The sequence below is a fragment of the Marivita cryptomonadis genome (genome assembly GCF_002115725.1).
GTDB lineage: Bacteria > Pseudomonadota > Alphaproteobacteria > Rhodobacterales > Rhodobacteraceae > Marivita > Marivita cryptomonadis.
In genome coordinates, this window is the sequence record NZ_JFKD01000030.1 from 15,305 (window position 1) to 29,449 (window position 14,145).

Annotated in this window: 13 protein-coding genes; 8 read left to right on the plus strand and 5 right to left on the minus strand. The window is 62.0% G+C overall.

Going from position 1 to position 14,145, the window contains the following annotated elements:
• Positions 1-87: 87 nt before the first annotated feature.
• The 5 genes from MCRY_RS20510 to MCRY_RS20530 all read right to left on the minus strand — a co-directional run bounded on the left by MCRY_RS20510 (position 88) and on the right by MCRY_RS20530 (position 5,129).
• Positions 88-771, minus strand: a complete 684-nt coding sequence (locus tag MCRY_RS20510) for a GNAT family N-acetyltransferase (RefSeq protein ID WP_085633368.1) — start codon at positions 769-771, stop codon at positions 88-90.
• Complete coding sequence (gene menC, locus MCRY_RS20515) at positions 768-1,883, minus strand: o-succinylbenzoate synthase (RefSeq protein ID WP_085633370.1); 1,116 nt, start codon at positions 1,881-1,883, stop codon at positions 768-770. Before menC ends, MCRY_RS20510 begins: the two co-directional genes overlap by 4 nt.
• Positions 1,884-1,952: 69 nt before the next feature.
• Complete coding sequence (locus tag MCRY_RS20520; RefSeq protein WP_138488106.1) at positions 1,953-2,504, minus strand: hypothetical protein; 552 nt, start codon at positions 2,502-2,504, stop codon at positions 1,953-1,955.
• 138 nt (positions 2,505-2,642) lie between these two features.
• Positions 2,643-4,061 carry a M20 family metallopeptidase gene (locus MCRY_RS20525; RefSeq protein ID WP_085633374.1) on the minus strand — a complete coding sequence of 473 codons (1,419 nt, stop codon included), beginning with the start codon at positions 4,059-4,061 and terminating at the stop codon, positions 2,643-2,645.
• A 117-nt stretch (positions 4,062-4,178) separates the two neighbouring features.
• Positions 4,179-5,129, minus strand: a complete 951-nt coding sequence (locus MCRY_RS20530; RefSeq protein WP_085633376.1) for a LysR substrate-binding domain-containing protein — start codon at positions 5,127-5,129, stop codon at positions 4,179-4,181.
• A 180-nt stretch (positions 5,130-5,309) separates the two neighbouring features.
• On the opposite strand from MCRY_RS20530, the gene MCRY_RS20535 reads away from it, so the two are divergent.
• The 8 genes from MCRY_RS20535 to MCRY_RS20570 all read left to right on the plus strand — a co-directional run.
• Complete coding sequence (locus tag MCRY_RS20535; RefSeq protein ID WP_085633378.1) at positions 5,310-6,929, plus strand: ABC transporter substrate-binding protein; 1,620 nt, start codon at positions 5,310-5,312, stop codon at positions 6,927-6,929.
• Positions 6,930-7,013: 84 nt separating this feature from the next.
• Positions 7,014-7,991, plus strand: coding sequence for an ABC transporter permease (locus tag MCRY_RS20540; protein WP_085633380.1), 978 nt, complete (start codon positions 7,014-7,016; stop codon positions 7,989-7,991).
• A complete protein-coding gene (locus MCRY_RS20545; RefSeq protein ID WP_238939444.1) occupies positions 7,988-9,028 on the plus strand; it encodes an ABC transporter permease in 1,041 nt (346 codons plus the stop codon). Before MCRY_RS20540 ends, MCRY_RS20545 begins: the two co-directional genes overlap by 4 nt.
• Complete coding sequence (locus tag MCRY_RS20550) at positions 9,025-10,005, plus strand: ABC transporter ATP-binding protein (RefSeq protein ID WP_085633382.1); 981 nt, start codon at positions 9,025-9,027, stop codon at positions 10,003-10,005. Before MCRY_RS20545 ends, MCRY_RS20550 begins: the two co-directional genes overlap by 4 nt.
• Complete coding sequence (locus tag MCRY_RS20555; RefSeq protein WP_085633384.1) at positions 10,002-11,000, plus strand: ABC transporter ATP-binding protein; 999 nt, start codon at positions 10,002-10,004, stop codon at positions 10,998-11,000. Before MCRY_RS20550 ends, MCRY_RS20555 begins: the two co-directional genes overlap by 4 nt.
• On the plus strand, positions 10,997-11,872 hold the full coding sequence (locus MCRY_RS20560) for an N-formylglutamate amidohydrolase (RefSeq protein ID WP_085633386.1): 876 nt from the start codon (positions 10,997-10,999) through the stop codon (positions 11,870-11,872). The genes MCRY_RS20555 and MCRY_RS20560 overlap by 4 nt, the downstream gene beginning before the upstream one ends.
• Positions 11,869-12,849 (plus strand): M14 family metallopeptidase, encoded by a 981-nt coding sequence (locus MCRY_RS20565; RefSeq protein WP_085633388.1) that lies wholly within the window; start codon positions 11,869-11,871, stop codon positions 12,847-12,849. The genes MCRY_RS20560 and MCRY_RS20565 overlap by 4 nt, the downstream gene beginning before the upstream one ends.
• A gap of 283 nt (positions 12,850-13,132) precedes the next feature.
• On the plus strand, positions 13,133-14,145 hold a 1,013-nt coding region (locus MCRY_RS20570; RefSeq protein ID WP_085633390.1), incomplete at its 3' end, for a tyrosine-type recombinase/integrase.

The window sequence follows — 14,145 nt, forward strand, 5'->3', positions numbered from 1 at the left end:
GGGTTCAAGTCAACGACTAACTGCCGGATCGGTACGAATTGACGTGAGGTGACATCAGGTAACCTTAGGGCAGTGACACCTGTCGCTTCAGATCCGCGCCAACAGATAGGCGTTGGCCGTCCGATCAAAGCCCGCAACATGCAGGCCATCTGCAAAAGCCGCCTCTAGAGCGGCGCGGATGCGCAGCCGCGCGGCAAGGGCGTCCTGCGGGGCTTCGGCGACCAAAGACGCAAAATCAGCGGGAATGTGCACCTGGTCCACAGGCGTTATCAAAGCATCGTCGGGGCGGGTCAGATCCCAATCGGCCAGCAAGCGGTCCGAGGGCACACCTGCGTTGATCCCCTCCATCGCGCCGTAATAGTCACGGTAATAGGTCTTCGCCGTTGCCCCAAGCCGGTGGATGTTCAGCACGGCATTGGCCCGCCGCGCCGGATCGTACGTCCAGCGAACGTGGGTGATACCACGCGCAAGGCACCAATCCTTCTGGTAGAGCTTCATCCGCACACCCAAGCCCTGCCCCTGACTGTCGGGATGAACCCCGAGACGGTGCGAATGCTGTGCCGTGGGATCGCTGGTCGGAAAGCCGAACAGGAACGCCACCATCCGGTCGCCGTCAAAGGCCCCCGCCAGCAGCCCGCCTTCATGCTGGATCGCCATCATCAGGTCGGAATTGTCCGCCGGATCGTCTTTGCCCCAGACGCAGCGCTGGAACTCCTCAGCCGCTTTCAGTTCGGCCAGCGAGGCAAGGTCGCGCAAAACAAGGCCCGTCATGCGGTCCAGACCTCGACCACGTCAGACACCGTGTCGAGATAGGCCATGTCCAACGTGACGCCGATGCCCGCCCCTTGCGGCACCGACATCAGCCCGTCCTTGGCCTCAAGCTGTTCATTGATGATGTCACGTGCGAAATAGCGGCTGGCGCTGGAGGTGTCGCCGGGTTTGGTAAAGTTTGGCATCGTGGCAAGGTGGATGTTGTGCGCCCGGCCCACCCCGCCTTCAAGCATACCACCACACCAGACCGGCGCGCCGAAGGCGGCACAGACATCGTGGATCGCCCGCGCCTCGGCAATGCCGCCGACGCGACCCACCTTGATGTTGATCACCCGCGCAGCCGCCATCTGCAACGCGATCCGTGCATCCTTGGCGGTGCGGATGCTTTCGTCGAGACAGATCGCGGTTTGCAGCGCGGCCTGCACCTGCACATGGTCCAGAATGTCGTCGAAGGCCAAGGGCTGTTCGATGTAATCCAGTCCGAACGCATCCATTTTGCGCAGCGTGGCAAGGTCTGTCAGGCCGTAATCGGTATTGGCGTCCACCGTCAGCTTGATGTCGGGAAACTGGTCGCGCACACCGGCGAGCAGCGCCAGATCATGCCCCTGCTTGATCTTCAGCTTGATCCGCCGATAGCCTTGCGCCTGCGCCTCGGCGATCCGGTCCAGCGTGACGTCAAGCGGCGCGATGCCAAGGCTCACCCCCACCTCGATCAAGTCGCGCGCACCGCCAAGCAGTGCGCAGAGTGGCAGGTCCAGCGATCGCGCCCAGAGATCCCAGACCGCCATTTCAGCAACCGCCTTGGCCATGCGATTGCCACGCCATGGCGCCAAGAGCGGCGCGATGTCCGTCGGACTGGCGATCCGCATCCCCACCAGTTTTGGCAGCACCGCGGTGCGCAAAAGGTCAAGCGCACCCGCGGTCGTTTCTTCAAGGTAGTCGGGCAGCGGGTCCATGACCCCTTCGGCGATCCCGGTGATGCCGTCTGCTTCCAGAATAAGCAGAGGAAAGGTCTTGTGCGTCATTGTCCCGGTGGAGATGACGAAGGGCGTCAGAAGTGGCAGATGCACCATCCGCAGCTCGGCCCGTTTGATTGTAAAGGCGTGGGTCATGCTGCGTTCTTAGGTCAGGCTGTCGGGCTGGGCAATCGAACTTCCGGCGCAGCCCAGGCGGTGGCGCGATCAGACCAGCTTCTTGACTGCGAAAATTGCGCCATCGGATCCCCCCATCCCTCTGACATGCACATCGACCTGGGTCAGACCGACGGATGTGGGATCGGAGAGATTAAGAAACATGTAACTGGCAGAATTCCGGGTCATGTCCGGCAACGGCACTTTCCATTCGTTGAGAACCATCACGCCACCGGCAGTGCGAAACGTATCCCACGCGGTTTCGGCACTGCTCGATGGTTTGGCGATATGCGCCATGCCAACACGCCCACCCTTGGTGAAGAACGCGATGTGACACCCGCTGAATGGTCCGGTGCCCATCCAGCCCGATCCACCAACGGTAAAACCATAGGTCGCGCGGTCCGGGATATAGGGCACCCACACGCCGCTGCCCCCCGCAGATTCGCTGACGCTGACCGCGCCACCGGTGCTGACATTTGCCTGCCGCGACACTTCAAGACAGTCGGCGCTGCCATTGGAGACGACGGGCGTTCCGATTCCCAACGTGAACTGCTGGCCCAATATTCCGGAAAGTGACGCGTATGTCGGGGTGATATTCGGCATTGGACGGACCTCCGCTTTGGGTGATGCCAAATCCCATAGCGCCGGGATCCGGACGGCAAAAGTGCACCCCATTCAGATCCTTCGGTCAACAATATTCTACCGATCAACGGCCAAAGCACACGCGTCGGTCGTCCCAAGCTATTCGGCGGCAACCGGAGGCCGTGTGGAGGCCGGAATCGGGCATGTATAGGGAAACTCGGCCAGGTGCTGCTGATGCGCCTGTTGCGCCGCCGCGCGGAGCAGATCGTTGGACAAGGCAGCCCGCGCGGTGGCGGCCATCACCTTGGCTGCGTGCACCATTCCCTTATGCGCAAACGGGGCTTTGCCCTGTGCGGTCTGCTGCCAAGTATGCAGCGGCGTGCCCATGGCGCACGTCGCCACACGGGCCTGCACCGTCGGCACGGCCCAGCTCACATCGCCCACATCGGTCGACCCCATGCCGCCACCAAAGGGCCGGTCAAGCGGCGCAATGAAGGTGCAAAGCGGCATATCATAATCGGGTTTCCTGCTCAGCCGGCGGAACATGCTGGCAATGTCGTCTTGGGTCAGCGTCGACTGCATTTCGCGGGCAAAGGCAAGATCAACGTCATCAAAGGGCACCGGGCCAAGTGCGTCGAATTCGGCTTGCATCGCTTCTTCCAGCGGGCGGTTGCCGATCAGGTTCGACACGGCAGAAAAGACCTGCGACTCGACCTTGGTGCCCGACATGAGCGCCGCCCCATCGGCGATTGCGCGGACGCGCTGCACGAGGTCGGCCAACCCCTTAAGATCGCGCGCCCGGATCAGCTGCCGGACGGTGGCGCGGGCCTGAACAACGTTCGGCGCAGGGCCGCCTGCATCAAGATAGGCGTAATGCACCCGCGCATCGTCGGGCATGTGTTCGCGCATGTAGTTCACACCGATATTCATCAGCTCGACGGCATCGAGCGCGGACCGTCCGAGTTCAGGTGCCCCTGCAGCATGAGCGGCTTTGCCAGTGAAGGTAAAATCAATCCGTGTGTTGGCCAGCGACCGGGCATCATCCACCGCGTTGAACCCGGCGGGGTGCCACGTGATCGCGATGTCGACATCGTCGAACAGGCCTTCGCGCACCATGTAGGTCTTGGCGGCACCGCCCTCTTCCGCCGGGCAGCCGTAGTAGCGCACTGTGCCCTCGATGCCTTCTGACGCAAGCCAGTCCTTGACTGCCGTTGCTGCCAGAATGGCAGCAGCGCCCAGAAGGTTGTGGCCGCAGCCATGGCCGAAGCCGCTGTCGTCGATCATGCGCGGTTCCGACAGCCCCGGCTGCTGGCTCAGCCCCGGCAGCGCGTCGTATTCGCCAAGGATCGCAATGACAGGCCCACCCGATCCAGCTTCGCCGATCACCGCCGTTGGGATGCCCGCCACTGCTTCGCGGATGCGGAATCCCTGTGCCCTGAGCATCGCTGTATGTTCGGCACAAGAACGGACCTCGGTATAGGCCAGTTCCGGCGTATCAAAGACCCGGTCGGACAGGTCTATGAAGGCCTCGCGTTTGGCGTCGACAAAGGACCAGATCGGGTTTTCGTTTGTGGGCATCAGGACTCCTCCGGGATCGGCCATGCCGCGACTTCGCCTCAAGCTGTCGCCCGCGTCAACGCTGTTTTGAAATGGGCCTCTTGCGCGCATCCGGCGCGGATCGACGCCAGAGAGCTGCTACACGCTGTCTTCCAGAACTGGCCGCGTGCTGCGTTCGCTGACGATGCCATGCCACGCCGGATCAGAGCGAATGGACATTTTCACATGCCGCATGAAAGCGCGCGCGGTCTTTGTCAGAGGGCGCACCGTGGAGACCGCAAACGAGGTCCGGTAGACAAACCGTGGCAGAAAGGGACGGATTGTCAGCGTTGGATCATCCGCCCGCAGAACCGGGAACGGGCAGATCACGGTCACGCCACTGCCCGCCCGCGCGAGCGTCACGGCGCTAAGCCCGGTGGCCACTTCGGCCACGCGTTTCGGGGCAACGCCCGCCTCGGCAAACAGGCGATCCAGACGTGATCGCACGATGTGCCGCCGCAGGATTGAGACGAAGTTCTGCCCATCCAGCAGGTCCGGAGTGATGATGTCATGCACCTCGAGCGGATGGCCACGCGCCATGACGCAGACCGCCTCGCTTTCCTGAAACGGGATCAATTCCATAGCGGAATGCGTCAGATCCGCATGGGTGAAGCCAAGATCCACCGCGTCATCGACAAGCCGACTGACCAACCCGTTCGAGGTGCAGGTTTCCAGCGACATGGGTTGAGTTGGGTGCAGCTTCATGAAGCTCGCCATGCAGGCCCCCACCAAGTCGGCCAATGATGGTGGTGCCGCGAGCCGCAGCGGCTGGTTTCCGGGTTCGTCTGGGTCAGAGCCGTTGATCAACGAAATCGCATCGAACAGTCGGTCCAGTTGCGCGTTCAGACGCAGCGCCTCGGCAGTGGGGCGCAACCGCCCGCCGCGCCGTTCGAACAGCACAACATCCAACCGCGCCTCAAGCTGGCTGACCGCGCGGCTGACCGTGGGTTGCGAGATGCCAAGCAGACGTGCCGCGCCATTGGTCGTACCCGAGGTGATGACCGCGCGCAGGGCTTCGTATTCGCGGATCGAATGCCAGTTGTTGCGCATGGCGATAACCTGTCCCGGTGGCTGTGCTACACGCAACCGTAATGCAGTTACGGTATATGTGCATAGTAAAAGTGAATAAAGTCTTGGCTTCCTTCACTGCGGGCGGAGGGTAACCTCGTCATACTATCAAAAAACAAGCCGGGTGGCGTGTGCACACCTGGATGAACAGGGAGATGTTCCATGACCCTAAGGTATCTGCGCCTGACAGCGCTTGCCGTCGCTACCGCGTTGCCGGCTCTGCCCGCCCTTGCTCAGGACTTGCGGATCGGCTTGGCCGCCGAACCCAGTTCGGCTGATCCGCATTTTCACAACCTTGGCCCGAACAACCAGTTGCGTCGCAACATGTTCGAATCCCTTGTCGGCAGCGATGAGCAGCAAAAGCTGTTTCCCCAGCTGGCCACAAGCTGGCGCCCGTTGGACGACACCCGTTGGGAGTTCAAGCTGCGCGAAGGTGTGACCTTCTCGGACGGGTCGGCCTTTGATGCGTATGACGTTGTCTATTCCGTCTGTCGCATCCCCGGCGTGCCGGATTCGCCGTCGCTGTTCACCACATACACCAAGGCGATCAAGGATTTCGAAGTGCCCGATCCGATGACGCTGATCGTGCACACCGCAGCGCCCTACCCACTCCTGCCGACCGAATTCTCGACATGGGGCATCATCTCGGCCAAGGCCAACGGTGTCGACGGTGCGTCGATCGACTTTTCGCCCGAGGGCTGCGGCGACCTTGCCTATCCCGAGTCGCAAGCGTTCAACGAAGGTGCAGCCGCTATCGGCACAGGTCCGTTCCTGCTCGAAAGCTTCCGCCGTGGTGAGGGCATCGAACTTGTCCGCAACCCGGATTACTGGGGGGATGCTGCCCCGTGGGAGCGCGTCAGCATGAAGCCTCTGACTTCTGATGGTCCGCGTGTGGCCGCGCTTTTTGCAGGGGATGTCGACTTCATCGAGAATCCGCCGCTTCAGGATCTTGAGCGGATCAATTCCGAAGGTGGCCTTCAGGTGGTTCAGGGTATCTCGAACCGCGTGATCTATCTGCATATGGATCACGAGCAGGAACCCAGCCCGATGATCACCGGCACCGACGGCAAGAACCCGTTGAAGGATGTGCGTGTCCGCGAGGCGCTGTCCATCGCCATCAACCGCGATGCGATCGTCGACCGGATCATGGGTGGCGTGGCCGTGGCCGCCGGGGAATTGCTGCCCGCCGGCATGTTCGGCGCACATGAAGATGGCGCGATGCCGCCTGCCCCCTATGACGCAGATCGTGCTCAGGCGTTGCTTGCCGAGGCGGGCTACCCGGATGGGTTCGGCATCACTATCGGCACCCCGAATGACCGCTACATCAACGATGCGCAGGTCGCTCAGGCGGTAGCGCAGATGTGGGCGCGGATCGGCGTTACAACAGAAATCGATGCAGTCACGGCCTCGACCTTCTTCTCGCGCCGCAACGCATACGAGTTCTCGGTCTACCTTGCGGGCTGGGGTGCGGGCACCGGTGAGATGTCTTCGCCGATCAAGGCACTTGTCGCCACGCGCGACGGGGATCGTGGTTACGGTGGCACCAACCGGGGGCAGTATTCCAACCCCGAGGTCGATGACCTGCTGACCAAGGCGCTGGCCACTGTGGACGATGATGCCCGTCAAGAGCTTTTGCGTGAATCGTCGCGCGTCGCGATGGCGGATTGGGCAATCCTGCCCTTGCATTTCGAGGTGACGCCCTGGGCAATGACCGACAAGATCACCTATGCGCCGCGTGTCGATCAGTACACGCTGCCTGCCTCGATCAAGCCGGTGCAATAACCACCACTCGCTGAACTTCTGCGGCGGCCTTCGGGTCGCCGTGGGATCCTTTTCCCTCGTCCAGCCCGGAAAGCGCCCCAAGGCATGCTTGTCTACCTGCTCAGACGGATTGCGCAGTCCATCTTTGTCGCGCTGGCGATGATGGTGATCGTGTTCTTCGGCATCTACATGATCGGCAACCCCGTCGATATCCTCATCTCGCCCGACGCCACCCCGCGCGAGATCGAAGAGACGATGGCGCGGTTTGGGTTCGATCAGCCGATCTACATCCAATTCCTGACTTTTGTCGGCAACGCGTTGCAGGGAGATCTGGGCCGCAGTTTCGTCCATGGCGAAAGTGCTGTGACGCTGATCCTGCATTACATGCCTGCGACACTGGAACTGGCCGCTTTGGGGCTGATCTTTTCGGTCCTCATCGGCATCCCACTGGGCGTCTATGCCGGGTACAAGGCCGACCGTTGGCAGGGCCGCGCGATCATGACCGGGTCGATCTTCGGCTTTTCGCTGCCCAATTTCTGGGTCGGTATGCTGCTGATCCTGATCTTCGCGGTCGAACTGCGCTGGCTGCCCTCGACCGGTCGGGGCGATACCGTCGATGTGTTCGGTATCCGGTTGTCGATCTTTTCCGAAAACGGCCTGCAATACATGATCCTGCCTGCGCTGACACTGGCCTTGTACAAAGCATCACTTGTCACCCGACTGGCCCGCGCGGGCACGCAAGAGGCACTGGTGCAGGATTACGTGAAATTCGCCCGCGCCAAAGGGGTGTCTGAGACCCGTATCCTTTTCGTGCATGTGCTCAAGAACATCATGATCCCGATTTTAACGGTTCTGGGCCTTGAACTGGGGTCGATGATCGCCTTTGCGGTGGTTACCGAAACGGTCTTTGCGTGGCCGGGGATGGGCAAGTTGCTGATCGACTCGATCCTGACGCTCGACCGACCAGTGATCGTCGCCTACCTGATGATGACAGTCCTGATTTTCATTGTGATCAACCTCGTCGTGGACATCGTCTACACGATCCTCGACCCAAGGGTCCGTGTGACAGGGGGTGCCGGATGACCGAGATGCCCACCCCAATCCCGCTGCGCGACCGGACTGTGGATGCCCTGCCTTGGCTGGTGACAGCTGCAATGACGCTGGCCACTTTCGCACTTGCGTTTGGACCGGATTGGAGCAGCCTGCCCGCGCGGGTGCTGATGCTGATCGGATTCGTCGCGATTTCCGCCCATCTGCTGCGTGGCCGAGGACGGCAGTTCTTCAACGGTCCCGTCGCCTATGTCGCGGCGGGCAGTCTGTTGTTGTTGGTGGTGCTGGCGCTTTTCGCCAACGAGATCGCCCCGCAAAACCCTTATGACCTGCGCCAGCTGGACATCATGGATGGCCGACTGCCGCCGGGATCGACCACGTTTGACGGGGCAATGACCTATCATCTTGGGACCGACGAACAGGGGCGCGATATCCTGTCGGGCATCCTTTACGGGCTGCGTGTGTCGCTGTCGGTGGCCATCATCGCCACGCTGGTCGCTATGGCCATCGGCGTGGTCGTGGGCATCTATGCCGCCTGGGCCGGGGGACGGGTCGAAACCATCCTGATGCGACTGGTGGACCTGCAACTGTCCTTCCCGTCGATCCTTGTGGCGCTGATGCTGATGGCCGCATTCGGGCGCGGGCTGGACAAGGTGGTGATCGCTCTGATCATCGTGCAATGGGCCTACTATGCCCGCACCGTCCGGGGCACGGCGCTGTCAGAGGCGCGCAAGGAATATATCGACGCCGCGCGCGGTCTGGGCCTGCCGGTGCGGCGGATCATCTTCCGGCATCTGCTGCCCAACTGCATTCCGCCACTCTTGGTGATCTCGACCGTGCAAATCGCCAACACCATCGTTCTGGAATCCTCGTTGTCGTTTCTTGGGGTCGGTGTGCCGATCACCCGACCCTCTTTGGGTCTGCTGATCGCCAACGGATACGATTACATGCTGTCGGGCCAATATTGGATGAGCATGTATCCCGGTGTGGCGCTGCTGGCGATCGTGGCGTCGATCAACCTTGTCGGTGATCGGCTGCGCGACACCCTGAACCCGAGGTTGCGCAAATGAGTGTTCTCGAAGTGCGCAACCTGCAAACCCATTTCTTCACCGATGCCGGTGTGGTCAAAGCGGTGGACGGGGTCGATTTCGCGCTCAACGAAGGCGAAGTGCTGGGGCTTGTCGGCGAAAGCGGGTCGGGCAAATCGGTCACCGGCTTTTCGATCCTGAGGCTGGTCGACCCACCGGGGCGCGTGGTCGGTGGTCAGATCCTGTTCCGAGGGCAGGATTTGGCGCAGCTGCCCGCATCCGAGATGCGGCGTCTGCGTGGCAACAAGATTGCGATGATCTTTCAGGATCCGATGATGACCCTGAACCCAGTATTGCGGATCGACACCCAGATGATCGAAGCGGTGCGCGCCCATGACAAGGTCAGCGCCAAGGCGGCACGCGACCGCGCCATCTCGGCGCTGAGCAAGGTGGGCATTCCTTCGCCTGCTGAACGATTGGACGCCTATCCGCACCAGTTCTCTGGCGGCATGCGGCAGCGGGTGGCCATCGCCATTGCCCTGCTCAATGGTCCCGACCTGATTGTAGCAGATGAACCCACCACGGCACTGGATGTCACCATTCAGAGCCAGATCCTCGCCGAGGTCCAAGACCTTGCGCGGGACACCGGCACCGCGCTGATCTGGATCACCCATGACCTTGCGGTGGTGGCCGGGCTCGCAGACCGGGTGGCGGTGATGTATGCGGGCCGAATTGTCGAGACCGGCCAGACCGACGACGTGCTGACGACGCCGGGACACCCATATTCGGTTGGTCTGCTGGGATCGATCCCCGGACACGGGCAGCGCGGAGAGCGGCTGACGCAGATCCCCGGCATGGCACCCAACATGGCGCATCTGCCGCCCGGCTGCGCCTTTGCCCCGCGCTGCTTCAACGCTGATGAACGCTGCCGCACCGATGCACCCGGCATCGAAGACATGGAAAGGGTCCGGCAATTGCGCTGCCACCACCCGTTGACCAAGGCGGGGGGGACGCCATGACCGCCATGCTTGAACTCAGCGACGTTTCGCGACAGTTCGTCAAGAAGCTCGATTCCATCGAAAAGCTGGCAAAAAAGCTTGGCGCATCGGTGTCGGAAAGCTGCGTGAACGCAGTGGACTCTGCGTCGTTTCATATCGCACGGGGTGAGGTGGTCGGGCTGGTTGGGGAATCCGGGTGTGGCAAGTCCACACTGGGCCGCATGGTGGCAGGGCTTTTACCAGTCAGCGGCGGCACGATCCGTTTTGAGGGGGTCGATGTCACCGACGCCGCCTCGGCTGATGCCAAAACCGCACGGCTGCGGATCCAGATGATCTTTCAGGATCCGATGTCTTCGCTCAATCCGCGCATGAAGGTCGAAGAGATCGTGGGCGAAGCCGCCGTATATCACGGCCTGACCACCCGCCGCGAGATGAGCGCCTATGTCGCCGGAATTCTGCGGCAGGTGGGGCTTGACCCCGCCTATGCGCAACGCTTTCCGCACCAGTTTTCCGGCGGTCAACGGCAGAGGATCGGCATCGCCCGTGCGCTTGCGGTGCGCCCGGAATTCCTGATCTGCGACGAAAGCATCGCCGCGCTGGACGTGTCGATTCAGGCGCAAGTGATCAACCTGTTTCAGGACTTGCGCCGCGAACTGGACCTGACCTATCTGTTCATCAGCCATGACCTGAGCGTGGTCGAACATATCGCCGACCGCGTGGTGGTGATGTATCTGGGCCGCATCGTCGAGATCGCCTCGACCGAGGCGCTGTTCGATGACCCGCAGCACCCCTACACGCAGGCCCTGATCGACCAGGTGCCCCGTCTGGGCGCAGGTCGCCAAACCTACCGAACGATCAAAGGCGAGATCCCATCGCCCCTTGCACCGCCCCCCGGCTGTCACTTTCACCCACGCTGCCCAATGGCCGGGCCACGCTGCACACGGGACACCCCCGTCTTGCGCAACGACGCGGGACGGTCCGTGGCCTGCCACCTGCATGACGGAGGAACTGAATGAGCCTGCACATCCCCGGCGTTCTGACCGTCGAAGGCACTGCCACCCAAAGCGTGCCGCTTGTGTTGGACAGCCCGCATTCCGGCACTGTGTACCCCGAGGATTTCGGCCATGCCGCTGACCCGACCCTGCTGCGCCACGCCGAGGACACCCATGTGCATGACCTCTGGTCCGGTGCCGTGCCCACCGGTGCGGTTCTGCTGCACGCGCATTTTCCGCGCTCGTATGTCGACGCCAACCGCGCGCCGGATGACATGGACCCGAACGCCCTGTCAGGTCCCTACCCCGACCCGCTGAACCCGTCCGTCAAAAGCACTCTTGGCATCGGCCTTTGCTGGACCCGCGTGCCGCCCGGCGGTGAGCCGCTGTATACCCGTCCACTGACCCCAGACGAAGTTCATGCACGGGTCACGCGCTATCACCGGCCCTACCAGTCACAGCTGCGCACACTTCTGGACGCCGCGCATGATCGATGGGGCGCAGTCTGGCATGTGAATTGCCATTCGATGCAAGAGGTCGCATCCGCCATGTCCACGCAAGCACGCGGCACACCGCGCCCCGATTTCGTACTGGGCGACCGGGACGGCGCCGCCTGCGCACCTGCCTTCACCAAAGCGGTCGAGGATTTTCTGACCGGGCGTGGGTATTCGGTGGCGATCAACGATCCCTACAAGGGGATGGAATTGGTCCGTGCCAATGGCGATCCCGCAAACAACCGCCATTCGATGCAGATCGAAGTGAACCGAAAGCTGTATATGGACGAATCCACCCGCGAACCGAATACCGGTTATGCCGCCTTGCAGGCCACGTTCACCGATCTTGCACAGCACCTTGTGAGACACGTGGAAACCGCACTTGAGGGGCACACCGCATGACCAGTTCCGCCACCGGATTGCCCAACATCTATTCCGTCGAGCTGACACCCCCTGACATCTCGGCCTATGCCAAGGGCAATTCCGGCGTGCCCTATGTCTGGACCTTCGACAGCGGCAACGCAGGGCCGCATGTGGCGATTACGGCTATCGTTCATGGCAATGAGCCCTGCGGGGCCATCGCACTTGACTGGCTGTTGCAGATGGGCCTGCGCCCGCGTCAGGGCAAGCTGTCTTTCGCGTTCGTCAATTTTGCAGCCTATGCCGCCTTCGACCCCGAGGTGCCAGACGCTACCCGCTGGGTCGAGGAAGACTTCAACCGGCTATGGGGCGATGGCGTGCTTGATGATCCCGACCGCCGCGTCACGCCTGAAGTGGAACGCGCCCGCGAATTGCGGCCGTGGCTTTCGGGTGTGGATCTCCTGCTCGACATTCATTCCATGCAGCACAAGACCGACCCGCTGATCATCGCAGGTCCCGCCGCCAAGGGCCGGACGCTGGGCGGTGCCATCGGCTGGCCGGGCATCGTGGTCACCGACAAGGGCCACGCCGAAGGCCAGCGGATGCGCGATTTCAAGGATTTCGCCGATCCCGCATCGGAAAAAAACGCCGCATTGGTCGAATGTGGCCAGCATTGGGAAGCCGAGGCGGCGGAGGTCGCCAAGGATTGCGCGATAGGCTTTCTGCGCGTCAGTGGCGCAGTGGACCCGGACTTTTCCGAAGACCGCATGGAAGGCCGCCCACCCCGTCCCGACACCACTTATTACGAGGTCATGGGACCGGTTACAATCGAGACCGACGATTTCCGCTTTGCCCAAGACTGGCGTGGGTTCGAGCACCTGCCCGAAGGGTCAGTGATCGGCCATGACGGCGACCGCACGATCCTTGCGCCGCATAACCCAACGGTGCTCATCATGCCATCGCGACGCCTCTGGCGCGGCAAGACCGCCGTCCGTCTGGCCTGCCCTGTAGCGCCCTAAACCACGCTCGCTGTGCCGCCGACAGGATCGGCGGCTGGAGTGGCGACGACAAAAAGAAGTGGCGCACCCGAGAGGATTCGAACCTCTGGCCTCTGCCTTCGGAGCGGGCCTAATGGGCTTTCCGAAACGTACGATAGAGCCCTCTAGAGCGCTATAATCACTGGAAAATTATAGACTCAACCAAGCGCTGCGCCGAAAGCTCTATCCGAGAATACGCCTTGGTTTCCGGCCGCGTGGTTGCGTCCTGCTTTCGTGAAACCGGGCGCAAGAAGAGGGTTTGAGCATGCACAAGCTCACGAAGCGATTTGTCGAAGCGGTCAAGCCGGGACCCAAGGGGACGGCGGTCTGGGATGACGAGGTGACGGGCTTCGGGCTCCGCGTCTATCCCTCCGGCAAGCGCAGCTACATCCTCCAGTACCGCGCACGGGGTCGGTCCCGCCGCTATACCATCGGCCTGCACGGCATTTGGACGCCCGAGACGGCACGACGGGAGGCGAAAGCTCTGCTCGGCCGCGTCGCCCGGGGCAACGATCCAGCCGAGGAACGCGACGAGGAGCGCAAGGCGCTGACGGTCAAGCAGCTCTGCGAGCAGTACATCGAGGATATGGAGGCCGGCCTGATCATGGGCAAAGGCGGTCGCCCCAAGAAGGCCTCGACGATCGAGATCGACGTGGGCCGCATCCGCCGACACATTATCCCCCTCCTCGGCACCCGCCGCGTTCGTGACATCACCAAGCCGGACATGAACAACCTGATGAAAGACATTATCGCAGGCAAGACGCGCGTCGTGATGAAAACCAAGAAACTGCGCGGCAAGGCCATCGTACGCGGGGGGCGCGGAACGGCGATCCGCACAATGGGTCTCCTTGGCGGGATATTCTCCTACGCGGTGGAAGCCGGTGTGATCGACCACAACCCGACCCACGGCTTGCGCAAACCGAAATACCAGGTGCGCGACAGGCGACTGAGCGAGGCGGAATACCGATTCCTTGGCGGTTTGCTGCGACAAACCCAGAAGAGCGACCATTATCGCCTGCATGCCGAGATCCTCTGGGTCCTTGCCGTGACGGGCTGCCGACGCGGGGAGATCATCCATCTCAGATGGAGCGAGGTCGATATCGAAGGGAGCTGCCTGCGGCTGATCGACAGCAAGGAAGGTGCGTCCGTACGTCCCATCGGGCTTCCAGTGATCGAGTATCTGGAAAACAAGCGATCAACGCAAACAGGCACCTACGTCTTTCCCGGCCAGGGCATCGACAATGCGGTGGGCAATTTTCCGCAAAGCTGGAAGAAGGT